Annotated in this window: 23 protein-coding genes; 17 read left to right on the top strand and 6 right to left on the bottom strand. The window is 71.2% G+C overall.

Annotated elements, in window-relative coordinates:
- The first annotated feature begins 3 nt into the window (after window positions 1-3).
- From J2Y69_RS02415 to J2Y69_RS02455, 9 genes are all read left to right on the top strand, one after another.
- Window positions 4-759: an ABC transporter ATP-binding protein gene (locus J2Y69_RS02415; protein WP_310017167.1), complete on the top strand. Its 756-nt coding sequence runs from the start codon at window positions 4-6 to the stop codon at window positions 757-759.
- Window positions 756-1,493 (top strand): ABC transporter ATP-binding protein, encoded by a 738-nt coding sequence (locus J2Y69_RS02420; RefSeq protein WP_310017169.1) that lies wholly within the window; start codon window positions 756-758, stop codon window positions 1,491-1,493. The genes J2Y69_RS02415 and J2Y69_RS02420 overlap by 4 nt, the downstream gene beginning before the upstream one ends.
- Window positions 1,490-2,365 (top strand): branched-chain amino acid ABC transporter permease, encoded by an 876-nt coding sequence (locus tag J2Y69_RS02425; protein WP_310017171.1) that lies wholly within the window; start codon window positions 1,490-1,492, stop codon window positions 2,363-2,365. The genes J2Y69_RS02420 and J2Y69_RS02425 overlap by 4 nt, the downstream gene beginning before the upstream one ends.
- On the top strand, window positions 2,362-3,537 hold the full coding sequence (locus J2Y69_RS02430) for a branched-chain amino acid ABC transporter permease (protein ID WP_310017174.1): 1,176 nt from the start codon (window positions 2,362-2,364) through the stop codon (window positions 3,535-3,537). Before J2Y69_RS02425 ends, J2Y69_RS02430 begins: the two co-directional genes overlap by 4 nt.
- Complete coding sequence (locus tag J2Y69_RS02435) at window positions 3,534-4,280, top strand: 3-hydroxybutyrate dehydrogenase (protein WP_310017176.1); 747 nt, start codon at window positions 3,534-3,536, stop codon at window positions 4,278-4,280. Before J2Y69_RS02430 ends, J2Y69_RS02435 begins: the two co-directional genes overlap by 4 nt.
- Complete coding sequence (locus J2Y69_RS02440; protein ID WP_310017178.1) at window positions 4,277-5,158, top strand: alpha/beta hydrolase; 882 nt, start codon at window positions 4,277-4,279, stop codon at window positions 5,156-5,158. The genes J2Y69_RS02435 and J2Y69_RS02440 overlap by 4 nt, the downstream gene beginning before the upstream one ends.
- A 34-nt stretch (window positions 5,159-5,192) precedes the next feature.
- Window positions 5,193-6,269 (top strand): alpha/beta hydrolase, encoded by a 1,077-nt coding sequence (locus J2Y69_RS02445; RefSeq protein WP_310017180.1) that lies wholly within the window; start codon window positions 5,193-5,195, stop codon window positions 6,267-6,269.
- 64 nt (window positions 6,270-6,333) lie between these two features.
- Complete coding sequence (locus tag J2Y69_RS02450; RefSeq protein WP_310017757.1) at window positions 6,334-7,248, top strand: LysR family transcriptional regulator; 915 nt, start codon at window positions 6,334-6,336, stop codon at window positions 7,246-7,248.
- 111 nt (window positions 7,249-7,359) lie between these two features.
- The gene (locus tag J2Y69_RS02455; protein ID WP_310017182.1) at window positions 7,360-9,891 is read left to right on the top strand and encodes a lamin tail domain-containing protein; all 2,532 of its coding nucleotides are present in this window, start codon (window positions 7,360-7,362) and stop codon (window positions 9,889-9,891) included.
- 101 nt (window positions 9,892-9,992) lie between these two features.
- Here the strand turns inward: J2Y69_RS02455 and J2Y69_RS02460 are convergent, their stop codons facing one another.
- From J2Y69_RS02460 to J2Y69_RS02470, 3 genes are all read right to left on the bottom strand, one after another.
- A complete protein-coding gene (locus tag J2Y69_RS02460; RefSeq protein WP_310017184.1) occupies window positions 9,993-10,661 on the bottom strand; it encodes a DedA family protein in 669 nt (222 codons plus the stop codon).
- Between the two features lie 97 nt (window positions 10,662-10,758).
- Window positions 10,759-11,859 carry an alkene reductase gene (locus tag J2Y69_RS02465; protein WP_310017186.1) on the bottom strand — a complete coding sequence of 367 codons (1,101 nt, stop codon included), beginning with the start codon at window positions 11,857-11,859 and terminating at the stop codon, window positions 10,759-10,761.
- Window positions 11,860-11,911: 52 nt separating this feature from the next.
- Complete coding sequence (locus J2Y69_RS02470; protein ID WP_310017188.1) at window positions 11,912-12,571, bottom strand: LysE family transporter; 660 nt, start codon at window positions 12,569-12,571, stop codon at window positions 11,912-11,914.
- A gap of 69 nt (window positions 12,572-12,640) precedes the next feature.
- On the opposite strand from J2Y69_RS02470, the gene J2Y69_RS02475 reads away from it, so the two are divergent.
- The 3 genes from J2Y69_RS02475 to cqsA all read left to right on the top strand — a co-directional run bounded on the left by J2Y69_RS02475 (window position 12,641) and on the right by cqsA (window position 15,435).
- Window positions 12,641-13,090, top strand: coding sequence for an Lrp/AsnC family transcriptional regulator (locus J2Y69_RS02475; RefSeq protein WP_310017190.1), 450 nt, complete (start codon window positions 12,641-12,643; stop codon window positions 13,088-13,090).
- Between the two features lie 78 nt (window positions 13,091-13,168).
- Complete coding sequence (locus J2Y69_RS02480; RefSeq protein WP_310017192.1) at window positions 13,169-13,990, top strand: SDR family NAD(P)-dependent oxidoreductase; 822 nt, start codon at window positions 13,169-13,171, stop codon at window positions 13,988-13,990.
- A gap of 164 nt (window positions 13,991-14,154) precedes the next feature.
- Entirely contained in the window at window positions 14,155-15,435 is a 1,281-nt protein-coding gene (gene cqsA / locus J2Y69_RS02485; protein WP_310017760.1) for an alpha-hydroxyketone-type quorum-sensing autoinducer synthase, read from the top strand.
- Window positions 15,436-15,495: 60 nt separating this feature from the next.
- Here the strand turns inward: cqsA and J2Y69_RS02490 are convergent, their stop codons facing one another.
- Window positions 15,496-16,230 (bottom strand): GntR family transcriptional regulator, encoded by a 735-nt coding sequence (locus J2Y69_RS02490; RefSeq protein WP_310017196.1) that lies wholly within the window; start codon window positions 16,228-16,230, stop codon window positions 15,496-15,498.
- A gap of 202 nt (window positions 16,231-16,432) precedes the next feature.
- On the opposite strand from J2Y69_RS02490, the gene J2Y69_RS02495 reads away from it, so the two are divergent.
- Window positions 16,433-19,438 carry an endonuclease/exonuclease/phosphatase family protein gene (locus J2Y69_RS02495; RefSeq protein ID WP_310017198.1) on the top strand — a complete coding sequence of 1,002 codons (3,006 nt, stop codon included), beginning with the start codon at window positions 16,433-16,435 and terminating at the stop codon, window positions 19,436-19,438.
- A gap of 89 nt (window positions 19,439-19,527) precedes the next feature.
- Here J2Y69_RS02495 and J2Y69_RS02500 read toward each other — a convergent pair whose 3' ends face one another.
- On the bottom strand, window positions 19,528-20,097 hold the full coding sequence (locus J2Y69_RS02500; RefSeq protein WP_310017200.1) for a hypothetical protein: 570 nt from the start codon (window positions 20,095-20,097) through the stop codon (window positions 19,528-19,530).
- Window positions 20,098-20,266: 169 nt separating this feature from the next.
- Here J2Y69_RS02500 and J2Y69_RS02505 point away from each other — a divergent pair, with 169 nt between their 5' ends.
- From J2Y69_RS02505 to J2Y69_RS02515, 3 genes are read left to right on the top strand one after another with little or no spacing between them, the layout of a single operon-like run.
- Window positions 20,267-21,172, top strand: a complete 906-nt coding sequence (locus J2Y69_RS02505) for a PhzF family phenazine biosynthesis protein (RefSeq protein WP_310017202.1) — start codon at window positions 20,267-20,269, stop codon at window positions 21,170-21,172.
- Window positions 21,169-21,534: a cupin domain-containing protein gene (locus tag J2Y69_RS02510; protein WP_310017204.1), complete on the top strand. Its 366-nt coding sequence runs from the start codon at window positions 21,169-21,171 to the stop codon at window positions 21,532-21,534. Before J2Y69_RS02505 ends, J2Y69_RS02510 begins: the two co-directional genes overlap by 4 nt.
- A 59-nt stretch (window positions 21,535-21,593) precedes the next feature.
- Window positions 21,594-21,950, top strand: coding sequence for a VOC family protein (locus J2Y69_RS02515; protein WP_310017206.1), 357 nt, complete (start codon window positions 21,594-21,596; stop codon window positions 21,948-21,950).
- Window positions 21,951-22,405: 455 nt separating this feature from the next.
- On the opposite strand, the gene J2Y69_RS02520 is transcribed toward J2Y69_RS02515, so the two are convergent.
- Complete coding sequence (locus tag J2Y69_RS02520) at window positions 22,406-23,140, bottom strand: TetR/AcrR family transcriptional regulator (RefSeq protein ID WP_310017208.1); 735 nt, start codon at window positions 23,138-23,140, stop codon at window positions 22,406-22,408.
- Window positions 23,141-23,231: 91 nt separating this feature from the next.
- Here J2Y69_RS02520 and J2Y69_RS02525 point away from each other — a divergent pair, with 91 nt between their 5' ends.
- Entirely contained in the window at window positions 23,232-25,067 is a 1,836-nt protein-coding gene (locus J2Y69_RS02525; RefSeq protein WP_310017209.1) for a glycoside hydrolase family 3 protein, read from the top strand.
- Window positions 25,068-25,069 lie beyond the last annotated feature (2 nt).

Below are 25,069 nucleotides of genomic sequence, written 5' to 3' on the forward strand. Positions count from 1 at the left end.
TCGATGTCCGCCGAACCCGCGCTCCGTCTGGACGGCATCGGCCTCCGCATCGGAGGCGCCCGGATCCTCAACGACGTCACCGTCGACATCCGGCAGGGCGAGATGGTCGGGGTGATCGGTCCCAACGGCGCCGGGAAGACCACGCTGTTCAACGTCATCTCCGGAGTCGTCATGCCCACGGAGGGAACGGTCTCCCTCGCCGGGCACGACGTGACAGGGCTCGCGATCCACCGGAGGGCGACCGCCGGGCTCGGTCGCACCTTCCAGACCTCCAGCCTGTTCCCTGCCCTCACCGTGCTGGAGAACGTCCGGCTGGCGGCCCAGGTCCGTCTCGGTCGCGCGACCAGTCCGCTGCGCGTGCCGCGGGCATCCGACGAGGCGTCGGACGCCGCCAGGGCTGCCCTCGCCGAGGTCGGCCTCGACGATCGCGTCGACGCCGTGGCCGCGAACCTCGCGCACGGCGAGAAGCGCAAGCTGGAGATCGCGATGCTCCTCACCACGGACCCGAAGGTCGTGCTCCTCGACGAGCCGATGGCCGGCGTCGCCTCCGGCGACGTCGCCGCGCTCACGGACGTGATCCGTCAGCTGCATCGAGGGGGACGCACGGTCGTCATGGTCGAGCACCACATGGAGGTGGTGCTCGGGCTGGTCGACAGGGTCGCCGTGATGCACCACGGGGAGCTCCTGGCCATCGGCACCCCCGAGGACGTCATGAAGAACCCCGTCGTCCAGTCGGCCTATCTCGGGGAGGCGGCATGAGCGAGCCCATCCTCGTCGTCGACGGCCTGTCGGCCCGCATCGGCGGCCAGCAGGTGATCGAGGACGTGTCCCTCCAGGTCCCGTCCTCCGGCGTGACGGCGCTCCTCGGCCGCAACGGGGTGGGGAAGACCTCCACCCTCCGCGCGATCCTCGGCCTCATCGACCGCTCCGGCGACGTCCGCCTGGGCGGGACCGGCATCGGTCGGCTGCCGACGCATCGCATCGTGCAGCTCGGCGTCGGCTACGTCCCCGAGGACCGGGACGTGTTCGGCGGCCTCACCGTCGAGGAGAACCTCCGCCTCGCCGAACGCGGGGCGAGCCCCCGCCGTGCGCTGGTGGATCGGCTCTTCCCCGACCTCGTGCAGCGTCGGGCGCAGCGGGCGGGCACCCTCTCGGGCGGCCAGCAGCAGATGGTGTCGCTGGCGAGGGCGCTGCTGAACGACAACCGGCTGCTCCTGATCGACGAGCCCACCAAGGGGCTTGCGCCGAAGATCGTCACCGAGGTCATCGAGGCGCTGCGCGTCGCCGCCGCCGAGGTGCCGGTCCTCCTCGTCGAGCAGAACCTCCACGTGATCCGCGCGCTCGCTCATCGCGTCGTCGTGCTCTCCGCCGGGCGGGTCGTCCACACGGGTCTCGCCGCCGAGTTCCTCGACGACGAGGAGCTCGTGCATCGACACCTGGGGGTCCACGACGCCGCACACGACCTCCCCGCATCGGAAGGGGCACGCCGATGAGCACCGTTCTGCTCCTCCTCATCACCGGACTCGGTCTGGGGGCCCTCTACTTCCTCGTCGCCAGCGGCCTCTCGCTCATCTACGGGCTCATGGGCGTGCTGAACTTCGCCCACGGCGCCTTCCTCACCATCGCCGCCTTCCTCGGCTGGGAGGCAGGACGACGGCTCGCCGACGGCACCTGGCTGGGGCTGGGGCTCTCCGCGCTGGTCGGCGTGATCGTCGGCGCCGCGGTCGCCGCCGCAACCGAGTACCTCCTGATCCGCCGGCTCTACGAGCGGCACATCGAGCAGGCGCTGGTCACGGTCGGCCTCTCGCTCGCGGCCGTCGCCCTCTTCGAGGGCATCTGGGGCACCGATCCGATCTACATCGCCAAGCCGGCGTGGCTCACCGAGACCACGACGATCCTCGGTGCGAAGATCCCGAACGACCGGTTCCTGCTGATCGGATGCGCCGTGCTCGTCCTCCTCGGGATCGTGCTCTTCCTCCGGAGGACGCGATACGGGCTGATCATCCGCGCCGGTGTCGAGAACCGCGCCATGGTCACCGCGCTCGGGATCGACGTGCGGCGATCCTTCACGCTCGTCTTCGCCATCGGCGGTGCCGCGGCCGGCCTCGGCGGCGTCCTGGCATCGATCTACTACGGATACGTCTCCGCGCATCTCGGCTCGGTGCTGCTCATCTTCGCCTTCATCGTGACGGTGATCGGCGGCCTCGGCTCCCTCGCGGGGGCGGCGCTCGCCTCGGTGCTGGTCGCGCTCCTCCAGCAGTTCGCGAACTTCTACCTGGGCGGGACGGGCGACCTCGTGGTCGTGATCGCGCTCGCCGGCGTCCTGCTCGTGCGACCGCGTGGACTGATGGGGAAGGCAGCATGAGCATCGAGGCGACGGTTCCCGAGGAGACCACCACCCGCACGACGGAGAACGCCCAGCCGCCGATCGCCACGGCTCGTCGGCGCGGAGTCCTTGCCGTCGCGGCCGGGCTCGGGCTGATCGTGCTGCTGGCGATCCTGCCGCTGCTCGCGCTGGACGTCCCCGGCATCCTGCCGGGTCCGACCTACACGCCAGGCACGCTGCAGCTGCTCGCCTACGCGATGCTGATCGCCGCGCTCGCCCTCACCTATCGGATGATGTTCGGGCTCGCCGGCCTCCTCTCGTTCGGGCACGCGCTGTTCTTCGCCGCCGGCGCCTACGGGCTCGGGATCGTCCTGGACGCGTTCGCCCCGGTCGAGTGGCCGAGCACGGTCATCTTCCTGGTGTCCCTCGCCGTGACCTTCGTGCTCGGGACGGTGCTCGCCGCCACCGTCGGAGCACTCGCCCTGCGGGTGAGCGGGATCTCGTTCGCGATGGTCACCCTCGCCTTCGCCCAGGCGGGATCCGTCCTGATCCGCCGCAATCCCGAACGCGCCACGGGCGGCGACGAGGGGCTGTCCCTCGACATCGCCCACGTGCCGGACTTCCTGGTCGGGGTGGTCAACACGCGGAACCTGTACTGGCTCGCCCTCGCCGTGCTCGTGCTCGTCTACCTGGCCGTGTTCTGGGTCGAGCGGAGCCGGGCCGGTCGCGTCGCCGAGGCTGTCCGCGAGAACGAGCTGCGCGTCCGCGTGCTCGGCATCCGCCCGTTCGGGGTGAAGCTGCTCATCTTCGTGGTCGCCTCGGTGCTGGCGGTGGTCGTCGGCATGGTGTACCTGCTGCTGCAGTCCGGCGTCTCGCCACGCATCGCCACCGCCGACTTCACCCTCACCCTGCTGGTCATCGTCGTCCTCGGCGGGGTCGGCTTCCGATGGGGCGCCGTCATCGGCGGCATCGTCTACGCCGTCCTGGATCAGCGGCTCACGGCGCTGGCGGGCTCCGAGCTCGTCGCGGGGCTCCCCGCCGTGCTGCGGATCCCGCTCTCGGAGCCCCTGTTCATCCTCGGCACCCTGTTCATCCTCGTCGTGCTGTTCCTCCCCGGCGGGATCGCGGGGACCGTGCATCGCGTCCGGGAACGACGCCGTGGACGCGACGACGGTCAGCGTCGTCGCTCGGCCGGATCGGAGACAGCATGATCGACCTCAGCGGACGACGAGCCGTCGTCACCGGCGGCGCCAGCGGCATCGGCGAGGCGTGCGCCAGAGTGTTCGCCGCCGCCGGCGCGCATGTCGTCGTCGCGGACCGGGACGGCGTCCGGGCAGCGGCGGTCGCCGCAGCGATCGGGGGGACGGCGTGGGAGGTCGACCTCAGCGAGACGGCGGCGCTGGCCGATCTCTCCCTCGAGGCCGACATCCTGGTGAACAACGCGGGCGTCCAGCACGTGCGTCCGATCGAGGACTTCGAGCCGGAGCGCTTCGCCGTCATCCTGCGCCTCATGCTGGAGTCGCCCTTCCTCCTGATCCGGGCCGCGCTCCCGGGGATGTACGCGCGCGGCTTCGGGCGGATCATCAATCTCTCCAGCGTGCACGGGCTGCGCGCCTCGCCCTACAAGTCCGCCTACGTCGCCGCCAAGCACGGTCTGGAGGGGCTCTCCAAGGTGACCGCCCTCGAAGGCGGCGCGCACGGAGTCACCTCGAACTGCATCAACCCCGGCTACGTGCGCACACCCCTGGTCGAGAGGCAGATCGCCGATCAGGCCAAGGCGCACGGAATCGCGGAACAGGACGTGCTCCCGCAGGTGATGCTGACCGAGTCTGCGATCAAGCGCCTCGTGGAGCCGTCCGAGGTCGCCTCGCTCGCCCTGTGGCTCGCGGGCCCGGATGCGGGTATGGTCACCGGGGCCAGCTACACCATGGACGGCGGATGGAGCGCGCGATGAGCCGAACCGATCTGCGCGTGCGCGTTCGCGGGGGCGAGCTCGGCGGCGGCGAGTGGAACGGCGACGCCCCCGGCCTGCCGATCCTCGCGGTCCACGGCATCACGGCGACGCACCGGGTCTGGGACCTCGTCGCCGGGAGGCTGCCCGCGCACCGGGTGATCGCGCCCGATCTGCGGGGACGGGGGCGGAGCAACGCGCTGCCCGCCCCCTTCGGGTTCGCTGCGCACGCGGACGACCTCGCCGCGCTCCTGGACGCGCGGGGGATCGATCGGGCGCTCGTCGTCGGCCATTCGATGGGCGCGTTCGTCTCGGTCCGGTTCGCGGAGCGCCACCCCGACCGCGTCGCCGGTCTCGTGCTGGTCGACGGCGGTCTTCCGATCGCCCTTCCCGACACGATCGCGCCGGAGGAGGTGCCCGCGCACCTTCTGGGACCGGCGCTGGAGCGGCTGGCGATGACCTTCGGCACGGCCGAGGAGTACGTGGACTTCTGGCGGGGCCATCCCGCGCTGGGACCGTACTGGAACGAGTCGATCGCGGACTACGCGCGCTACGACCTCGACGGCGCGGCCCCGGTCCTGCGCAGCTCCGCCCGCGCCGCCGCGGTCGCGGAGGACGCCAGGGGACTCGACGGCAGCGACCGCTACGAGGAGGCGCTGGCCGGGCTTCCGGGCACCGTCCTCCTTCTGCGCGCCCCTCGGGGACTGCTCGACGGAGAGCCGCTCTACACCGCGTCGCAGGCCGGCGGCTGGGCCGCGCGCGTTCCGCAGCTGGACGTCCGGGAGATCCCCGACACGAACCACTACACGATCCTCATGACGCCGGACGGCGCACGGGCGACGGCGGAGGCAGTACTCGAGCGCTGGACGGCGACGTCATGATCGCTCGCCGGACGGCAACCGAGAGGAAGACACCATGGTCGAGCTGACGCTCCCCGGAATCGTGGAGCAGATCGTGCGGACGCCCCGGCTCGCCGCCGGGGTGCTCAGGCGTCCCGCCGAGGACCCGGTGCATCGGATCCTCTTCATCCACGGCAACGTGTCCTCCGCCGCGTTCTGGCAGCCCGTCATGCTGGCCCTCCCCGTGGATGTCGACGCCTTCGCCGTGGACCTCCGCGGCTTCGGGGCCAGCGAGCCACTTCCGGTGGACGCCCGGCGCGGCGTGCGGGACTTCTCCGACGACGTCGCGTCGGTCATCGACGGCCTCGGCCTCGGCCCCGTGCACGTCGTCGGTTGGAGCATGGGAGGCGGCGTCGCGATGCAGCTCCTCATCGACCGCCCGGAGCTCGTGCGCTCCCTGACGCTGGAGTCGACGGTCTCGCCGTACGGCTTCGGGGGCACCGCGACGCGCGGGGAGCCGTGCACCGCGGACGGCGCCGGGACAGGGGGAGGCGGCGCCAACCCCGACTTCGTCGCCCGGCTGGCGGCGGGGGATCGGACGGAGGACGCCGCGACGTCCCCGCTCGCCGTCTTCCGCTCGAGCTACGTGGCCCCCGGGTACGAGAGCGGAGACGAGCCGATCTGGCTCGAGGCCATGCTCACGACCGTCACCGGTGTGGACAACTACCCCGGCGACAGCGTTCCCTCCGAGAACTGGCCGGGGTTCGCCGCCGGAAGCCGTGGAGTGCTGAACACGATGGCGCCGACCCACTTCGACACGACCGCGATCGTGGCCGTGGAGCCGAAGCCGCCCGTGCTGTGGATCCGCGGGACCGCGGACGCCATCGTCAACGATGCGTCCTTCTTCGATCTGAACCAGCTCGGCAAGGCGGGGATCATCGAGGGGTGGCCGGGCGAGGACGAGGCGCCGCCGCAGCCCATGCTCGCTCAGACGCGCGCGATCCTCGACGAGTACGCCACGCGCGGGGGGAGCGTCACCGAGGTCGCGCTCCCGGGGTGCGGGCACAGTCCGCACCTGGAACGCCCGGACGAGTTCCTCGGGGCACTCCGCCTGCTGCTCGGCGCGGCCGACGACGCACGGGAGTCCTCCTGAGCGTCGTCGAGGCCGATGAGCGTGGACGGGACCGGCCCGCCGTGCGAGCATTCGAAGGGTGAGCATGCCGGTGAGGACGCCCCCCAGCCCCGATGACCTGCTGACCTTCCTCGCCGTGGCGAGGTCGGGTCGGTACACCGGCGCGGCGGCCGTGCTCGGCGTCAACCATACGACGGTCGCCCGCCGGATCGAGTCGCTGGAGACGGCACTGGGCGGACGGGTCCTCGTGAGGGGGACCGCGGGCTGGATGCTCACCGCGCTGGGGGAGCAGGCGATGGTCGCCGCCGAGGGGGTCGAGAACGCCCTGCGCGCCCTCGACCCGGGGACGGCGACGCTCTCCGGCGTCGTCCGGCTCTCCTCGACGGACGGGTTCAGCGGGTTCATCGCCTCGCCGGCGATCGTCGCGTTGCGGGGCGAGCATCCGAACGTCTCGCTCGAGATGATCGCGGCGACCAGGAGGGCGGCGCAGCAGCGGATCGGGGTGGATCTGGAAGTGGTCGTGGGCCGCCCGCACGTCCACAGGGCGGAGGCCACCCACCTCGCCGACTACGCGCTCGGCCTCTATGCGAGCGCGTCCTATCTGGAGCGGCACGGGACGCCGGCGTCGAAGGCCGACCTCTCCGGCCGCCCGCTGATCTACTTCATCGAGTCGATGCTGCAGGTCGACGCGCTGGACGAGGCCAGAAGGGCGGTGCCGGGGATGAGCGACGCGGTCTCGAGCACGAACGTCTACGTCCACATCGAGGCGACGCGCGCGGGTGCGGGCATCGGGCTCCTCCCCGCCTTCCTCGCCGACCCCCATGACGACCTCCGGCGGATACTCCGGGCCGAGGTCGACGTGCGACTGCCGTACTGGCTCGTCACGCATCCCGAGGCGCTTCGGCAGCCGGTCGTGCTCGCCTACATCGCGGCGTTGCGCGCTCGCATCGAGGAGGCCCGCCCGGCGCTCCTCGGGCTGGGCGCGGTCGTCCCGCGCTGACGATCCGCCCTGCGCCGTGGACATCTCCCGTTCATGTGCCGGTGGCGAGGACGTCACCGGCACCCGATTGAGTGTGCGACGACCCGAGTCCCCGTCGTCAGGAGCGCCCGCATGCCCGTCCCCGAAACGCGTCGCGTCGCCGCGATCGTCGTCGCCGCCGTCGCCCTGTCCGGGGCCGTCGTCGGCGCGAATCCGTCCTATGCCGCGGAGGCGACGGCCGTGCCGGACGTCGTCGTGAACGAGATCGTCTACGACGATGCCCAGGGCGGCGCCGATGCGATCGAGCTCTACAACGCGTCCTCGTCGCCGGTGGACCTGTCGGGCTGGTCGGTGCAGGACGACAAGCGCGATCCGGCGCAGGCAGGCGTCCTCCCCTCGGGCACGGTGCTCGCATCCGGGGCGTTCCTGGTGCTGGAGAAGGAGGGGACCCCGCTCGGCTTCCCCTTCGGCCTGGGCAAGGGAGACGAGGTCGTGCTCCTGGACACCGCGGGAGGCGTCGTCGACGCCTTCGCGTACGCGGCGACCGCGCCGCTCGGGGACTGGTCCCGCTGTGCCGACGGCGGCGAGTGGGCACACGCCACGGCGGTGACCCTGGGCGCGGCCAACGTCTGCGATCCGATCGTGACGCCGACGGAGCCGGGCAGCGTGCTGCTCAACGAGATCGACTCCGGTCCTGCCGACTGGATCGAACTGATCAACCCCGGCGACGAGGCGTTCGACCTCTCCGGGTACGAGATCCGGGACAACTCCGACGACCACCGGTGGTTCTTCGCGGCTGGCGCGTCGATCGACGCCGGCGAGCGGATCGTGGTCGATGCGTCGACGGTTGGCGTCGACGCGGCGGGGACCGCGCAGGAGTTCCAGGCGGCCATCGGCATCGGCGGCTCCGACGCGATCCGCCTCCTCGATCCCGATGGGGTCCTGCTCGATCAGCACACGTGGACCCAGCACCCCGCCATCGACGGCGACGAGGCGGCGGCCAGCTATGCACGCTGCCCCGATGCCGTCGGCCCGTGGGGACTGGCGAGGACGACCCCGGGCGCGGCGAACGACTGCGTGCCGCCGACCGTCGCGATCAACGAGGTCGAGTCGAACGGGGACGCGACGGACTGGGTCGAGATCGTGAACACCGGCACCGAGCCGGTCGACCTGTCCGGCTGGACGCTGCTGGACAACGATCCGATCGGCCACGCGAAAGACGTGACGCCGGTCGCCGCGGGCACCGTCCTCGCGCCGGGCGGCTTCTTCGTCTTCGACGGCGCGACGCACTTCGGCTTCGGCCTCGGCGCCGACGATCTGGCGACCGTCCGCGATGCGGGAGGCCTCACGGTCGACGAATACGCATGGGCCACGCATGCGTCGGGCACCTGGGCGCGCTGCGGCGACGGCACCGGCGAGTTCGCCGACGTCGCCGTCGGGACGAAGGGCGCACCGAATAGCTGCGGCGGCGAGAACCCCGGCAACCCGGGCGGCCCCGGCGAGGCGCCGGAGGACGTCTGGCCGGGGAGTCCCGAGGTCGTCGTGGCCGATCCTGCGGCCATGTTCCTGAAGGACTCTTCGGGCCTCGACGTGCAGGAGACCGCGGACGGGACCTTCCTCTGGGCGGTCGACAACGGCACGGGCACCTTCTGGAAGCTCGACGCCCGCGCCGACGGCTCGGTCTCCTTCGCGGACGGGTGGGAGCAGGGCAAGCGCGCCCGATTCCAACGGGATGCGGGCGACCCCGCCGCGAAGGGTCCAGACGCCGAGGGCATCAGCATCGGCGGGGACGGGCGCGTCTACATCGCCTCCGAGCGGGACAACGCGAACAAGGGCGTGAACCAGAACACGGTGCTCGCGCTCGACCCCGAGGCGCCGGGGCCGGACGTGGTCGCCGAGCAGGAGTGGGATCTCACCGCATCACTGCCCCAGGTCGCGGCGAACACCGGCATCGAGGCGGTCGAATGGGTGCCGGACGCCGCGCTCGCCGGCAGGCTCGTCGACCAGCGCACCGGGGCGGGCTACGACCCCGCCGGCTACCCCGCGCACGGCGATGGGCTGTTCTTCGTCGCGCTGGAGGACAACGGCTTCGTCTACGCTTATGCGCTCGGCGTCGACGGGTCGATCGACCAGGTCGCGGCGATCGATCCCGGGCTCGGTGGCGTCATGGCGCTCGACTACGACACCGTGATCGGCGAGCTGTGGGCCGTGTGCGACAACGGCTGCGACGGCGCCGCGGCACGTATCGTCTTCACCGGGGGCGAGCCGGTCATCCGGCACTTCGCCCGTCCCGCGGGCATGCCGAACCTCAACAACGAGGGCTTCGCCACGGCGCCCGCGTCGTTCAGCACGGGTTCCGCGACGGCGTCTGCCCGCCCTGCCTGGTGGTTCGCCGACGGCGAGCAGCCGGCGGCGCTGCGGGCGGGAACAGTGCCCGGTGCCGTGATCGACGGGCCGGGCATCCCCGGTGGCGAGCCGGGCCCCGGAGGGACCGGCGGGACGGCGCCGGGTCAGGGTTCGGGGCAGGGGAAGCCCGCCGGCAGCGGCCTGGCCGTCACCGGCGCGGACGCCTCGGCGATGCTCGCCCTGCTGCCGTTCGGCGTGCTGGCGCTCGTCGCGGGTGCGCTGCTCCTGTTCGGCCGTCGCAGGAGCGCTCGTTCCTGACCGCCCTGGCCCTCCCAAAGGCCGTGAGACTGCATCTGCGATCCGAAACTGCGCGATTTTTCCGCTGTCTCGGGACGCAGATGCAGTCTCGGCGTGAGGGGTCACGAGTCCGCGGCGGTGGAGGACAGGGCGGGCTCGGCGGGCGGGCTGAGCACCGGGAGCGCGCTCCGCTCGGCGCGCCGACGGCGGTGGGCTGCGAGCCGGTCGACGGCGATGCCGACGATCATCGCGATCACGACGCCGAGGACGGCGGCGACGAGGGGCTGGTCCTTGACCCAGCTGCCCGCGATCAGGCCGATCGCGGCGCCATAGGCCGCCCAGGTGATGCCTGCGACGATGCTCACCGGGAGGAAGCGCCGCCAGGGGTAGCCCAGCGCACCGGCGGACATGTTCACGGCGACCCGGCCGACCGGGATGTAGCGGGCGCCGATGATGAGCGCGGCGCCGTTGCGGTTCAGAGCAGTGCGGGCGTGGGCGAACGCGGCGGCGACCTTGGGGCGCTCCATCCACGCGAACCGCCGGGATCCGAGCTTCCGCCCGAGCGCATAGGCGAGGTTGTCGCCGAGCGCGGCGCCGAGCGCGGCGACGAGGCACAGGGCGGGGACGATCGCCACGTCCCCGGACGCCATGGCCGCCGCCGCTCCCGCCACGAGCACCGTCTCGCTGGGGACGGGCGGGAAGACGGCGTCGATCGCGGCCACGGCGAACATCACCAGCAGCATCCACGGCGAGGAGGCTGCGGTCAGGATGAAGTCGTTGATGGCGTCCACACGGGTACGGTACGGTCGCGACCCCGGCTGAGGCATCACTCTCAGGTATCGACCGCGTCATACCTGAGAGGGGTTCTGCGACGTCGCCTCTCTCCGGTCATGTCTGTCCTGTCCCGGGCGTCCGGAGCGCTGCGGATCGGGGATAGTCGGCGAATCCTGTGGCCCCTCCGGTGTAGAAGGTCTGGGGATCCGGGGCATTCTCGGGGAGATCGCGCCGCCACCGCTCGGCGAGGTCGGGATTGGCGATCACGGGGCGTCCGACAGCGACCGCATCGGCTGCGCCGTCCGCGATGAGGGCTCTGACGCGCTCGCGGGTCGTGGTCGTCGAGAACCCGGTGTTGGCGATGAGCGGTGCGCCGACGCGGGCGCGCAGCTCTTGGATCGGCGTGCTCTCGGGATGGGGGTGGACGACGCTCAGGTAGCCGAGGCCGAGGGGAGCGATGCCGTCGGCCACGGCCAGGTAGGTCGCACGGAGGTCGGCGGGGTCGGGCTCCAGGACATCCTGGATGTTCGCGCCAGGGGAGAAGCGGATTCCGAGCCGTTCCGCTCCGATCGCCTCCGCCACCGCCGCGACGACCTCGATCACGAAGCGTGCTCGTCGCTCGGGGGTTCCGCCGTATCCGTCGGTGCGGCGGTTGGAGGACGGAGCGAGGAACTGGTGCAGGAGGTAGCCGTTGGCGCCATGGAGCTCCACCGCGTCCATGCCCGCGTCGATCGCCCGGCGGGCGGCGGCGGCGAACTCCGCGCCGACGTCGGCGAGCTCCGGAATCGTGAGAGCGTGCGGTTCCGGGTAGGGAAGAGCGCCGTGCGGCGTGTGCACGTCGCCGGCGATCGGGATCGCGCTGGGCGCGACGATGCGATCGGTGCCCGTGACGTCCGGATGGCTGACGCGGCCCGCGTGCATGAGCTGCAGCGCGATCTTCCCGCCCGCGTCGTGGACGGCGTCGGCGACGCGGCTCCATCCGGCCGCGTGACGGTCATCGACGATGCCGGGCTGACCGGTGTAGCCGCGCGACTCGGGGACGGGATAGGCGCCCTCCGTGACGATCAGGCCGAGGTCGGCGCGCTGGGCGTAGTACTCCGCCTGGAGCGGCGTCGGCGTCCCGTCGGGGTCGGCGCGTCTCCGCGTCATCGGCGCCATCACGATCCGGTTCCTCAGCAGGAGCGGGCCGATCGCGAACGGGGTGAAGAGGTCCATGGGTTCCTTATGATGCGCGGATGGCGAGAGCATATGAACCGTAGCGGACTGATCAGAGGACGGCCTCGGCGATCATCAGCAGGCCGAAGGCGACGATGAGGCCGTTGCCGATCAGCGCAGTCAGGCGATGGCCTCCGGCGCCGGTCCGCCGGAGGAGCAGGGCACCGACGGCGACGAGCGCGGCCTGCCAGCCGACGGAGGCGATCCCGACTCCGGCGACGAAGAGGGCGGCGGACGCGGGGGAGGCGCCGATCGAGGAGAGCCCGGTGATGACGGCGGCGAAGTAGACGACCGTGGCCGGGTTGGCAGCGGTCAGGGCGAAGAAGGCCGCGAAGCGTCGCCACGACCGCGCGTCGCGAACGCCGGTGCCGGTGTCGTCGCTGGTGTCGGTTGCCCCGCCGGATGCCTCGTCGGGTGAGGGGCGCCGCCCCCGGATCAGACTGCGGACGGCGATGGCGATCAGCGCGATCCCGCCGACCAGCGGAGGCCATGGCGCCCACAGGGCGATCACCGGGGCGACCGCCGAGCCGGTGGTCACGGCGGCGGCGCAGTAGAGGATGTCCACGCTCGCCACGGCGACGGCTGCGGGGACGCCCCCGGTCCAGCCTCGGGACGCGCCCTCCTGGATCAGTAGCACGCCGATCGCGCCGAGCGGGACGACGAGTGCGAGGCCGGCGATCAGACCGGCGCCGAGCGCGAGGAGGTCATGCATGACGACAGTGTCGCGACAGGGTGGACGGGCGGTGACCGATCGGCCCGTCGCCGCGAGAGGATTCACTGTATGGACGGCATCGACGAACAGATCATCGGCATTCTTCGCACGGACGGCCGTGCTTCGTTCAGTGCGGTCGGTCGACAGGTCGGCCTGAGCACCGCCGCCACCGCTGCGCGCGTGCGCAGACTGGAGAATGACGGCGTGATCCTCGGCTATCAGGCGGTGCTGGATGCGGATATCGCCGAAACCCCGAACGGCCTGGAGGCCTTCATCGACGTCCGGCTCTCGCAGGATCGCGACTCGGAGGCCTTCCTCACCTGGTCGGCGACCGTTCCCCAGATCAGGGACGCGGTCCACGTCACCGGCCCCTACGACTATCTGCTGCACGTGCGGGTGAAGGACACCGCGGCGCTGAACCGGCTGCTCAGGGCGCTGAAAGCGGAGGCGGGCGCCGCGCAGACCCAGACCAGGCTCGCGCTCCGGGCGATCGATGGCACGGCTCCGCACGACCGATGACGCGGATCTGTGAGACCGTCTGTGCTCGTGACGGGGGTGCGGATCCGGCGATGCGGGATCGGGCGTAGGGTTGCGCTCATGTCTGACGTCGTATTGATCACCGGAACCTCCTCGGGAATGGGGCTGCATGCCGCCGTCGAGCTCGCACGCCGCGGGCACGAGGTCGTCGCGACCCTGCGGGACCTCTCGAGGTCCGTCGCCCTGCGCGCAGCGGCCGAGGCCGCCGGTGTCGAGCTCGACGTCCGGGCGCTCGACGTGGTCGATCACGAGGCGGCGAACCGGCTCGTGGGCGAGGTCGTCGCCGATCACGGGCGCATCGACGTCCTCGTGAACAACGCCGGTCGTGGTGCCGTGGCGACGGCCGAGCAGCTCTCGATGGCGCAGATCCAGGAGCAGCTGGACGTGAACTACCTCGCCCCGGTGAACCTCGCCAAGGCCGTGCTCCCCGGCATGCGCGAGCGCGGCGCCGGGCGCATCCTCACCGTGACGAGTGTGGGCGGCGTCGTGGGACAGCCCTTCGCCGACGCGTACTGCGGCGCGAAGTTCGCCGTCGAGGGCTTCATGCAGTCGCTCGCCGTCGTCGCCGAGCGCTTCGGCATCCAGGTCGGCGTCATCGAGCCGGCCGCGGTCTCCAGCGATTTCGTCGCGAACGTGGAGCGTCCGACCGACGCCGGTGCTTACGGACCGCTGCTGGACGCCTATATCGCCCGCACGAGCGGGGCGTTCGCGAACGCCCAGTCGTCCGAGAGTGCCGGCGCTGCGATCGCCGACGCGGTGACCGCGGAGAAGCACCGGTTCCGGTGGCAGACCTCCGAGGCCGCCGCCTCGTTCATCAGCGTCTCGCTCGCAGACCCCGACGGGGAACGGGTTCTCGGGCTCACTCGGCCCTGGATCGCCTGACCGCGCCGGTCTCGACGCGACGGCTCCGCTGTCCTCCGAACGGTCTACAGACCCTGGTCCGACTTCTGCGTAGATTGGCTCCGGGGGATTCGTCGTGAGCGATCGAATCGAGCTGTCCGATGGCACCTGCAGGCCGAAGCACGTCCGTTGACCCCGTGGCACCGATGGCGGTCGCCCCGCCCGCGACAGCCGTCGCATCGAGGGCGCTGAGGGCGGAGCTCCCCGATTTCGTCGGCGCGCGTGTCGAGGGCTTCCATCGGAGGCTCGCCTTGGGGTGGGGCGGTCGCCATATCCTGCGCGGCCGGCGGCCGGGCGACGGCGATCTGCTCATGCAGAGCAATGACTACCTGTCGATCGCCGACCACGCCGAGATCATCGGTGCGCAACGATCGTCCCTCGGCACGTCCGGGCTGGGGATGATGATGTCCGCGCAGTTCCTCCAGGACGAGGACGAGCCGTTGCGGCGGCTGGAGGCGCTGCTGGCGGATGCGGTCGGTTTCGAGGCAGGGATCCTGACGCAGTCCGGCTTCGCGGCCAATGTCGGCCTCCTCCAGGCGATCGCCGGTCCCGGCGTGCCGGTCTACATCGACCTGCTCGCGCACGCGTCGCTGAGGGAGGGGGGCCGGAGCGCCGGCGCCCCGGCGATCTCGGTCCTGCACAACAATCTGAGCCATCTGGAACGCCAGCTCGCGCAGAACGGCCCCGGGGTGATCGTCGTCGACGCGATCTACAGCACGGACGGCAGCGTCTCGCCGCTCCGGGAGACGGCTGATCTGGCACGTCGGCACGGCTGCGTCCTCGTCGTCGACGAGTCGCACTCCCTCGGCGTCCACGGCGACCACGGCGAAGGCCTCGTCGCCGCCCTCGGGCTGACCGACTCGGTGCACTTCCTCACGGCGAGTCTCGCCAAGGCGTACTGCGCGCGTGCCGGGTTCATCGCGTGCACGGCCCGGTTCCGGGAGTACTTCGGCATGGAGGCGCTGCCCGCGATCTTCAGCTCGGCGCTGCTGCCCCATGACCTCGCAGGCATCGGCGCCGCTCACGGAGTGGTGCGGGACGAGTCCTGGCGTCGGGCGCGGCTGAGGGGGACCACCAGAAGAGTGCGGTCGGGGCTCCGGCGGCTCGGCTACCCGATCAACGACGACGATGAGCCGATCGTCGCTCTCGAGGTCGGCACGGAGGCGGACACCATCGTCGTGCGGGACGTCCTCGAGGCGAACGGGATCTTCGGATCGGTGTTCTGCGCGCCCGCCACCGCGACCAATCGCGCGCTCATCCGGCTCACGCTCAACGCGGCCATGGGCGACGACGATGTCGATCGGTTCCTCACCACGCTCGAGCGCGTGCGCCCCGATCTCGGCGTGGACTCCTGGAGCGCGTCTCGCCGGGCTCCGCGACCGCCGACGGGTCTCACCGTCACGGTGGGGGCCGGCGTGCCGATCTGACCGGCCGCCGCTGCACGGAGGACCGGGCGGCGGATCAGGGAGGCGGATCAGGGAGGCGGGTCAGGAGAGGGTTCGTGAGAGCGGACTGCTCGCGAGGGAGGACTGGACCTGGAAGGCGATGGTCCCCGGCAGGTACCGGTCATCGCCCAGCTCCATCGGCCTTCCGTCCTTCGCGAAGCTCGCCCGCCGCACGCGCAGCAGGGGACTGGTCCGCCGGATCGGGAGCAGCCTCGCGTCCTCGCTCGATGCGGCCACCGCGTCGATGCCGTGCTCGGCATGCGCCGTCACGATCCCCCAGCGCTCCTCGAGCGCCTGGACCACGGAGGGCTCGCCGGCGTCGAGGGACTCGATCGGCCCGATGAGCCAGGGTGCGTACACCGTGCGCTCGAGCATGATCTCCCGGCCATCGAGGGACCGGACCCGGACGATGTGGAGCACCTCCTCGGCGGTGCCGAGCCGGAACGCCCGCGCCTGCGCGGGCGTGGCTTTCGCCCTCCGGCTCGCGACCACCCGTCCGTCGGGGCGCAACCCCCTGCTGCGCGCCCACTGGGCGAAGGAGCGCAGCCGGGTGAAGCTCTGCTGCTGCACGGTCGCGGAGATCAGCCATCCCGACCCCTGTCTCGGGACGATCATCCCCTGCGCGGACAGCAGCGCGAGGGCGCCGCGGACGGTTCCCCTGGCATGGCCGTAGTGGGCGACGAGCTCCTGCTCCGACGGCAGCGTCCCGCCGAGGGCGAACTCACCGTCGATGATGCGCCGTGACAGGTCTCCGGCGATCCTCCGCTGGTTCGTCACGGTGGCCTCCGCGGATGACTGTACACGTCGGCCGTGGGCCGTCGGGCTGGTCAACTGTGCGCAGAGGACCAGGCGGAACCGCCCCGGGCGGGGATGATTCACCCGGTGTTCATCGAGCGGACCCGGCTCGCTCTCGTGCGCCCGCTCGAATCGATGCGTACGACCCCGACCGACCTCTGGCCGTCCTTCGAGAAAGCACATCATGACGACTCATCGAAATGGTCGTCGCGGGACCGGGCTGCCGCCCGCGTTCGGCGCGATCCTGATAGCCCTCGCCTTCATCGCGACGATCCTGGTGCCGTCCGCCGCCGCCGTCGCCGCCGCCCCGGACCTCGCTCCGGGTGCGGACGCGCCCGCCTCTCTCACCCTGTCGGCCACGGAGGTCGTCCAGGGCGGCACGCTGAGCGCCTCCTACACGACGCCGACGGCCGGGCCCAAGAACTGGGTCGGCCTCTATCGCGCCTCCGACGGGCAGCCGGACGGAGACCCCGGATCGCGGGCCTGGGCCTATGCGCCGGCGACGAGCGGGACCCTGGACTTCGTCCTCGGCGCGAGCGCCTTCGCCCCCGGGGACTACGTCGCCTACCTCCTGGCCGATGACGGGTACACCCCGCTCGCGGCCCCGCAGGCCTTCACGGTGAGCCCGGCCGCGGCGAGCATCGCCGCCCTCGTGCCGACCTACACCGCGATCGACGGGAAGGCCGGCGAGCCCTACGCGGTGACGGTGGAGGGACTCTTCGCCGTCACGGGCGGGGAGAAGCCCGCGCTGAGCCTCACTGAAGCGCCCGCATGGCTCTCGCTCGCCGACGGGAGGCTCGTCGGCACGCCGAGCGAGCCGGTGACGGCGACCGCGACGGTGACGGCGACGCTCGGGACGCTGACGGCCGAGATCGTGCTCACCCTGCCGATCGTCGCGGAGGACGCGGCGCTCGGTGACGACCTCACGGTCCTCACGTACAACGCCTGGCACGAGGGAGGCCAGGTCGCCGACGGGCGCAGGAAGGAGCTCCGCGCGTTCCTGGAGCAGGGAGCCGACGTCGTGGCGCTGCAGGAGTCCAGCAGCGCCCATGCGGCGGCGTTGGCCGAGGCGCTGGGCTGGCACTGGTACAGCAACGGCGGTGACTGCACGATCATCAGCCGTTACCCGCTCGCCGACGAGGTCGCCTCCTCGGCCGCAGGTGGAGTCCGGGTCATCCTGGACGAGCGGGAAGACCGCTCGGTGTGGGTGCTCTCGGCCCATCTGGACTACACCCGCTACGGGCCGTACTACGCCCAGGAGGGCCGCAGCGCCGAGTACATCGTCTCCGAGGAGAACGTCCAGCGCGGCCCGCAGGCGCGCGCGAACATCGCGACCATGGCCGATCTGGAGACGCGCTTCCCCGGCGTCCCCGTGGTCTACGCCGGCGACCTCAACACCCCCTCGCACCGGGACTGGACCGCGGCAACGGCCCCGCAGCACAGCGGGCTCGTCGTACCGTGGCCGGTCTCCACCGCCCTGGAGGAGGCGGGCTTCACCGACACGTTCCGTGCGGTCCACCCCGATCCGGTCGCGGATCCCGCGACCTCATGGACGCCCCGCTTCCCGGAGGAGCCGCAGGACCGCATCGACTTCATCTACGCCAAGGGCAACGCGCTCGCGGTCGCCGACTCGCGCTATCTCCACGGTACGGGCATGGACGAGTGGGCCTCCGACCACGGCGCGTTCGCGACCGACTTCCGCTGGTCCGGTGACGTGTCGCCCCAGCCGTCCTCCCTGGCGCTGAGCGCGACGAGCATCCGGCAGGGCGAGGAGCTCACGATCGACTACCGGGTGGCCGAGGCGAAGCCGCGCAACTGGGTGGGCATCTACGCAAAGGGGGCGGTCCCCGGCTCCGCGAACGCCCGGGCCTACCGGTACGTCCCCGACGTCGAGGGCGCGCTGCGCTGGAACGGGACGGCCACGGACGGCTGGGTCGCCCAGGGCACCGCGCTCCCCGGCGAGTACGAGGTGTACCTGTTCGAGGACGACGGCTACACGGTCCTCGCCGGTCCCGTCTCGCTCTCGATCGCCAAGGCCCCGGTGCCTGAGCCGCTTCCGCAGACGGGGGAGTCGGCGGATCTGCGTGTGCTGACCTGGAACATCTTCCACGGCGGACGTGACGAGGGGAGCGACGACCTCGTCAACCGTCAGCAGACGGCGGAGTACATCGCATCTCTCGCGCCGGACGTGTTCGCATCGATCGAGACGTACGGAGCAGCGGACACCATCCTCGCCGCGCTCAACGACAACACCGACGGGCGGGTGTACACCGGCACGCGGATCACTCAGCGCGCGGACGACAACCTGTGGATCTTCAGCCGCCTGCCGATCGTGGAGGTGATCGACGCGCCCACCGGGCTCGGCGTCGACGACTTCAACCTCGGGGCGATCAGGGTCCGTCTGGACAACAACCGGGAGGCGACGATCTACGACGTCTGGAGCACCTACACCGACCCGTGGATCGGCGACCTGATCGAGGAGAACGCCAAGGACGTGCAGGCGGGCGTCGCCCCGAGGCACCCGGACTCGGCGATCATCGACGCCGACCGGATCCAGACCGCGTCGATCGCCGATTTCCTCTCCTATGCGGGCGAGCACAGCCCGGGCGAGGACGATGTGGCGATCATCGGGGGCGACCTGAACACCGTCTCCAGCGAGGACTGGGACGTCCGCTGGGCGCAATGCCCCAGCCACTTCGGCCTCTCCTACGACCTCGCGTCCACGCGCCAGTTCGCTACGGCCGGCTTCGCGGACGCCTTCCGGCTGGCTAACCCGGACGCCTGTGCGGACCCCGGCGTGACGTGGAGCCCGCGGCTCGCGATGGACACGCCGGATCGGATCGACCTCGCGTACGTGCGCGGCTCCGGTGCCACGGTCGTCGTAGCGGAGATCCTCGACGACCGTCTCGACGCGCACGGCGGCGGGCAGTTCTACTCCGACCACTCGGCGCTGCTCGTCGACTACCGGGTGGACTCGCTCTCCGGCGGGCCTGGTGAGCCCGGTGGACCCGGCGAGCCCGGTGAAGGCGGTCCGGGTGGCCCGGGCGAGGGCGGTCCCGGAGCGGGCGGCCCCGGATCCGGCGAGCTCGGGGTGACCGGTGCCGAGGTGCCGCTCGGCGCGATTCTGATCGGCGTCGCCGTGCTGCTGGCCGGCGGAGTCCTGATGATCCTGCGCCGTCGGTCCGTCTAGATCGCGCGCCGGCCCGGCCGGGTCCGTGCCCGTCTCCGCGAGGAGCGGGCGGGCCCGGCCGGGGTCCTTCGCGCAGAAGGCATCCGCCCTCAGCGCGACCTGATGTGCCGAGCGCAGTGCGGTGCGTCGTCTGCGCTCTGATCCCGCTCATCGCGGTGCGGCGGGCGGATCGATCCGAGCGAGACGATGCCCTCGCAGGGGATGGCGAGGAGGTCGCCGACCGCGATGTCGCGGGGGAGCCTGATCGCCATCCCCCAGTTCCCGGTCGCGTCGTGGAGGCGGGCCCGGACGGTCCGATGGGGGAAGCGACGTCCGATCACCCGTGCGTCGAGGATCTGGCCCTGGAGCCCGTGAAGATCCGCGTCGATCGCGATGCTCCGAGGCCCGTGCCCGTGCCCGTCGGCCTCGGTGTCGACGGCCGTGACGGCGGCGACGACGATCGAGATGTATCGCTGCTGGTGTGAACGCTCGGTGTCCGCGGGGGCCGCGGCGCCGATCCGGACGAGCGGTGTCGCCTGTCGCCCCTCGGCGGCGAGGGAGTCCCGATGGAAGAGCACATCGGCGGGCAGGACCGTGGTCTGCAGCGGCCAGTGGGGCGGCTCGAAGAGGTCGGTGACCAGGAGGTGCCGGGAGGCGGCCATGGTGTGCATGAGGGACATCTCTTTCCTCGGGGGAGTCGTGGGCGGGGAGCCGGCTCGGAGAACCGGGTCCCACCGGTCTACGGCAGCGGATGCGGGTGCGGAGGGCCGCTCACGATCCTCATGCGCGGAAGCGATCCGATCCTCACGCCGATCATGCGATGTCCCTCCCCCTCGATAGGGTCGGGCTATGACGCGGCGATTCCGGCAGGTGGACGTGTTCGGCGAGCAGGCGATGGCGGGCAACCCGGTCGCGGTGGTGCTGGACGCGGAGGGCATCGGCGACGAGGAGATGCGGAAGTTCTCCGTCTGGTCGAACCTGTCGGAGTGCACCTTCGTCCTCCCGCCGTCCGAGCCCGGCGCCGACTACCGGGTCCGCATCTTCAGCCTCAGCGTCGAGCTGCCGTTCGCGGGGCATCCGACCCTGGGGACGGCGCGCGCCTGGCTCGACGCCGGGGGAGTCCCCGCGACTCCCGGGACGATCGTCCAGGAGTGCGCGGCCGGTCTGATCCCCGTCCGCATCGACGGCGAGCTGCTGTCCTTCCGCGCGCCGCAGCGGATCCGCTCGGGTGCGGTGGATCCCGAGCTCCTCGCCGCCGTCGTCTCGATCCTGGGGGCCGATCCCGGAGCCGTCGTCGATGCCGAATGGCTGGACAACGGGCCGGGGTGGATCGGCGTCCTGCTCGATCGGGCGGAGACCGTTCTCGGACTCCGCCCCGACTCGTCTCGGCATCCCGGGCGGTGGGACATCGGGGTCATCGGAGCGCATGGGCAGGAGTCGGAGACGGACTTCGAGCTGCGGGCGTTCTTCACCGACGGTGACAGCGCGCTGCGAGAGGACCCGGTCACCGGGAGCCTGAACGCCGCGGCCGCCCAGTGGCTGGTCGAGACGGAGCGTGCGACCCTTCCCTACACGGCGTCGCAGGGTGGCGCGATGGGGCGGAACGGCAGGATCCATCTGTCCGGGAACGAAGGGTCGATCTGGGTCGGCGGGCGCACCGACGTGGTCCTGGCCGGCACTGCCGACCTCCTCCCGGCGGGCCTCCTCCCGGTGGAGCGGCTGGGGGGCTCGGTGGAGCGAGGCGCCGGTTCATGAGCGAGGACGTGCGGAACGTGCAGGACGCGCTCTCAGCGATCGGTGGTCACTGGCAGCCGCATCGACTGGCGAGCATCAACGACTACGACATGAAGGTCGTCACGATGCTCGGCGAGTTCGTCTGGCACACGCATCCCGACACCGATGAGCTGTTCCTGGTCGTCAGCGGCGAGCTCACCATCCAGCTGCGCGATCGTGACGTCGTCCTCGGCCCGAACGACGTCTTCGTGGTGCCGAAAGGCGTCGAGCACCGACCGAGAGCCGCCGCCGAGGTGCAGGCGATCCTCTTCGAGCCCAAAGGCACCGTGAACACCGGAGATGCCGGGGGCGAGAGGACCTCGCCCCTTCGTGAGCTGCGATGACGGATCTTTGATGACGACTCGGTGACGACGAATCGGCGACGACGCGAAAGGGGAGGGGCATGGGAGTCGAGGGAATCGGTGGGCTTTTCTTCCGGAGCAGGGATCCGGAGGCCCGCGCGGAGTGGTACCGCGAGCATCTCGGCATCGACGCGGGGCACGGGGCGATCTGGGGGCAGCAGGCCGGGATGACGGTCTTCGCCCCCTTCCCCGTCGACTCGGACTATTTCGCCGCGGACCAGTCCTTCATGCTGAACCTCCGAGTCACGGGCCTCGACGAGCTGGCGGTGGCGCTGGAGCAGGCGGGGATCCCGGTCGAGCGTCGTCCGGAGTGGGACACGGAGGAGTACGGGTGCTTCGCGCGCATCCATGATCCCGAGGGGCTGCCGATCGAGCTGTGGGAGCCGCCGGCGTCCTGACGGCCCTCAGTCTCTCCGGTCCGACACGTGCTCGAGGGGGAGCACACGATCGAACAGTGTGTCGGCGATACCGTCGGGCCAGAGGAAGAGCGGTGCTGTGCGGCGAAGGTCGGCCAGTCCGTGCGGGGCGATCCAGAGTGCCGGGCGGATGCACTTTGTCGGCCAGATGCACTTTCGTCGGCCGGATGGGCTGGATTGGTCCGACGGGAGTGGATTGGGCCGACGGAATGGGCTGACGGGTTGAGTCGACGGATCGTGCGCTCGGCTGCGGGTGGGGCTGGATCCGTGCCGGTGGTAGCCGGTTTGCGTGGATCACCTTTGTCGGCCAGATGCACTCCTGTCGGCCGGTTGGGCTGAATCGGGCCGACAGGAGTGGATCGGGCCGACAGGAGTGGATCGGGCCGACAGATCGGGCCGACGGACTGGGCTGAGCCGACGGAGCGGAGGAGGCGGGGTCAGGAGGAGGCGACGGGCACGCCCGGCGAGTCGACCGACGCGACCGACGTAACCGACGAGCCAGGCCCGTCATCCGGCCGATCGTCTGGCGTGTCGTCGGGCTCGGCCGCAGCGAAGGCGAGCGCGCCGGCGGGGGTCATCCACTCGTGGAGCAGGGTGCGGATCCGGCCTGCCATGTCGATCGAGCGGTCATAGAGCCAGAGCGTCTGGAGCCCGTCCATCGCTGCGGTCAGGCGCAGGGCCGCATCATCCGGATCGAGGTCGGCGCGGAGGTGGCCGTGGCCGATCGCCGTGGCGATGGTCTCGCTCGTGCTCGTCCGGATGCGTGCATACCGGCGGCGGAAGTAGACATGCGCGGGATGGTCCGGCGCCGAGGCCTCCGAGGAGAGCCGCACGAAGAGCTCGATCATTCCAGGGACCAGGCGGTTGTGCGCGGCGAGATCGACCATGCCGCGGAGGACCCCCATCCCGCCGTGTCCACGGACGTACGGGCGGAAGCGCTCGCGATCCTCGATGTCCCGCGCCTCCAGGACGGCCTCCAGCAGCGCCTCCTTGTCCGAGAAGTGGTGCAGGAGGCCGGGGCGGGAGATCTTGCAGACGGCAGCGATGTCCAGGACGGTCGCGGAGAGGAATCCGCGGTCGGCGAAGTACTCCGATGCGATGCGGATGATCTCCTCGCGACGGGCGCGGCCGTTCGCATACCCGCGCTCCTTGGACTCCTTTGTGCCGGCCATGGGGCAACGCTAGCATCGTGCTTGACAAAACCGACACAAGTGTAGATATTGAGTCGAAGAGGCAACCCCCTGCCGAACAAAGGAGTTCTCCGTGAGCGAGATCACGTACCCGTATCAGGATCCGGCTCTGTCGATCGACCAGCGTGTCGACGACCTGCTCTCGCGGATGACGGTCCAGGACAAGGCCGGCCAGATGTTCCAGCCGATGGCGACGCTGGGCGACTTCGCCGCGCCGGGTCTGTTCGGCACGCCGTCGATGCGATCGATCATCGACCGGGGGATCTCCCACGCGAACATCCTGCAGGCGCCGTCCGCGCGGGAGATCGCGGCCTGGCACAACGCGCTTCAGACAGAGGCCGCCGAACGCGGGCTCGGCATCCCGTTCACGATCTCCAGCGACCCTCGCCACGCCTTCTCGAACAACCCCGCCGCGGCGCTGATCGCCGGGCCCTTCTCGCAGTGGCCGGAGTTCCTCGGCTTCGGCGCGATCGATGACCCCGAGCTGACCCGTCGCTTCGCGGAGGCCGTCCGTCGTGAGTATCTCGCCGTCGGCATCCGCGTCGCGCTGCACCCCCAGATCGACCTCGCCACCGAGCCTCGGTGGGCCAGGGCATCGGGGACGTTCGGGCAGAGCGCGGAGGTCGCCGGCCGGCTCGGATCGGCCTACGTCCGGGGTCTGCAGGGCGATGCGGTCGGCGCGGAGTCGGTCTCGGCGATGGCGAAGCACTTCCCCGGCGGAGGCCCGCAGCTGGACGGCGAGGACCCGCACTTCTCCTACGGACGCGAGCAGGTCTACCCCGGAGACCGGTTCGACCTGCACCTCCAGCCCTTCCGCGAGCTGATCGACGCGGGAGTGTCGCAGCTGATGCCCTACTACGGCATGCCGATCGGCACCGAGTACGAGGAGGTCGGCTTCGGCTTCAACAAGCAGATCATCCAGGGCCTGCTGCGCGACGAGCTCGGGTTCGACGGCATCGTCTGCACCGACTGGGCGATCCTCTCCCGCACGTTCTGGGGCGTGGAGTCGCTCAGCTACGAGGAGCGGATGATCAAGTCCCTCGATTCCGGCGTCGACCAGTTCGGCGGCGAGTTCCAGCCCGCCGTCCTCACCGGGCTCGTCCAGGCAGGCACCATCCCGGAGTCCCGACTGGACGTCTCCGTGCGGCGTCTCCTGCGCGAGAAGTTCCGTCTCGGGCTCTTCGACCAGGCCCGCTTCGTGGACGTCGACGCCGCGGACGTCCTCGTCGGTGCCCCCGAAGCCCGCGTCGAGGGACTCGAGGCCCAGGTCCGCTCGCTCACGCTGCTCGCGAACGGAGACGATCGCGCCCGTCTGCCGTTGAGCGGGCGCCCCGCGGTCTACGTCGAGGGACTGGATGCGGCTGCCCTCGCCGGGTGGGCCGACGTCGTCGGCGCACCTGAGCGCGCCGACGTGATCATCGTGCGAACGGACGCGCCCTGGGAGCCCCGCGGCAACGGCGCCGACCTCGAGTCCTTCTTCCGCGCCGGCTCCCTCGAGTTCTCCGAGGACGAGATCGCGCGGCTGCGGGCGCTCGCCGCCTATGCCCCGCTCGTCCTCGACGTCTACCTGGATCGGCCGGCGATCCTCGCCCCGCTCCTGGATGTCGCCTCATCGGTCATCGCGAACTACGGCGCATCGGATGCGGCCCTGGTGAGCGTGCTCTTCGGCGAGGCCGAGCCGGAGGGGCGTCTTCCGTTCGAGATCCCGTCGTCGATGGACGCGGTCCGCGCGAGCCGGCCGGATGTGCCGTCGGACACGGCCGATCCGACCTTCGTCTTCGGACACGGCCTGCGCTACGAGGCCTGGGCCCCGTCGACCCGGCCGGATCCGGCACCGACCACGGTCGAGGAGCTGCCCGAGAACCCGACCCCTCACCCGACCGCACTCTCCTACCCGACAACCTTCTGAGA

The sequence above is a fragment of the Microbacterium resistens genome (assembly GCF_031456305.1).
In the GTDB taxonomy this organism is placed as follows: Bacteria; Actinomycetota; Actinomycetes; order Actinomycetales; family Microbacteriaceae; genus Microbacterium; species Microbacterium resistens_A.

Bases quoted from the DNA above. Each gene is read 5' to 3' on its own strand.
- J2Y69_RS02430 (WP_310017174.1), top strand. From the start codon at position 2,362: ATGAGCATCGAGGCGACGGTTCCCGAGGAGACCACCACCCGCACGACG.
- J2Y69_RS02425 (WP_310017171.1), top strand. From the start codon at position 1,490: ATGAGCACCGTTCTGCTCCTCCTCATCACCGGACTCGGTCTGGGGGCC.
- J2Y69_RS02455 (WP_310017182.1), top strand. From the start codon at position 7,360: ATGCCCGTCCCCGAAACGCGTCGCGTCGCCGCGATCGTCGTCGCCGCC.
- J2Y69_RS02450 (WP_310017757.1), top strand. From the start codon at position 6,334: ATGCCGGTGAGGACGCCCCCCAGCCCCGATGACCTGCTGACCTTCCTC.
- J2Y69_RS02435 (WP_310017176.1), top strand. From the start codon at position 3,534: ATGATCGACCTCAGCGGACGACGAGCCGTCGTCACCGGCGGCGCCAGC.
- J2Y69_RS02495 (WP_310017198.1), top strand. From the start codon at position 16,433: ATGACGACTCATCGAAATGGTCGTCGCGGGACCGGGCTGCCGCCCGCG.
- cqsA (WP_310017760.1), top strand. From the start codon at position 14,155: ATGGCGGTCGCCCCGCCCGCGACAGCCGTCGCATCGAGGGCGCTGAGG.
- J2Y69_RS02415 (WP_310017167.1), top strand. From the start codon at position 4: ATGTCCGCCGAACCCGCGCTCCGTCTGGACGGCATCGGCCTCCGCATC.
- J2Y69_RS02465 (WP_310017186.1), bottom strand. From the start codon at position 11,859: ATGGACCTCTTCACCCCGTTCGCGATCGGCCCGCTCCTGCTGAGGAAC.
- J2Y69_RS02515 (WP_310017206.1), top strand. From the start codon at position 21,594: ATGGGAGTCGAGGGAATCGGTGGGCTTTTCTTCCGGAGCAGGGATCCG.
- J2Y69_RS02420 (WP_310017169.1), top strand. From the start codon at position 756: ATGAGCGAGCCCATCCTCGTCGTCGACGGCCTGTCGGCCCGCATCGGC.
- J2Y69_RS02480 (WP_310017192.1), top strand. From the start codon at position 13,169: ATGTCTGACGTCGTATTGATCACCGGAACCTCCTCGGGAATGGGGCTG.
- J2Y69_RS02500 (WP_310017200.1), bottom strand. From the start codon at position 20,097: ATGTCCCTCATGCACACCATGGCCGCCTCCCGGCACCTCCTGGTCACC.
- J2Y69_RS02440 (WP_310017178.1), top strand. From the start codon at position 4,277: ATGAGCCGAACCGATCTGCGCGTGCGCGTTCGCGGGGGCGAGCTCGGC.
- J2Y69_RS02505 (WP_310017202.1), top strand. From the start codon at position 20,267: ATGACGCGGCGATTCCGGCAGGTGGACGTGTTCGGCGAGCAGGCGATG.
- J2Y69_RS02470 (WP_310017188.1), bottom strand. From the start codon at position 12,571: ATGCATGACCTCCTCGCGCTCGGCGCCGGTCTGATCGCCGGCCTCGCA.
- J2Y69_RS02475 (WP_310017190.1), top strand. From the start codon at position 12,641: ATGGACGGCATCGACGAACAGATCATCGGCATTCTTCGCACGGACGGC.
- J2Y69_RS02520 (WP_310017208.1), bottom strand. From the start codon at position 23,140: ATGGCCGGCACAAAGGAGTCCAAGGAGCGCGGGTATGCGAACGGCCGC.
- J2Y69_RS02510 (WP_310017204.1), top strand. From the start codon at position 21,169: ATGAGCGAGGACGTGCGGAACGTGCAGGACGCGCTCTCAGCGATCGGT.
- J2Y69_RS02445 (WP_310017180.1), top strand. From the start codon at position 5,193: ATGGTCGAGCTGACGCTCCCCGGAATCGTGGAGCAGATCGTGCGGACG.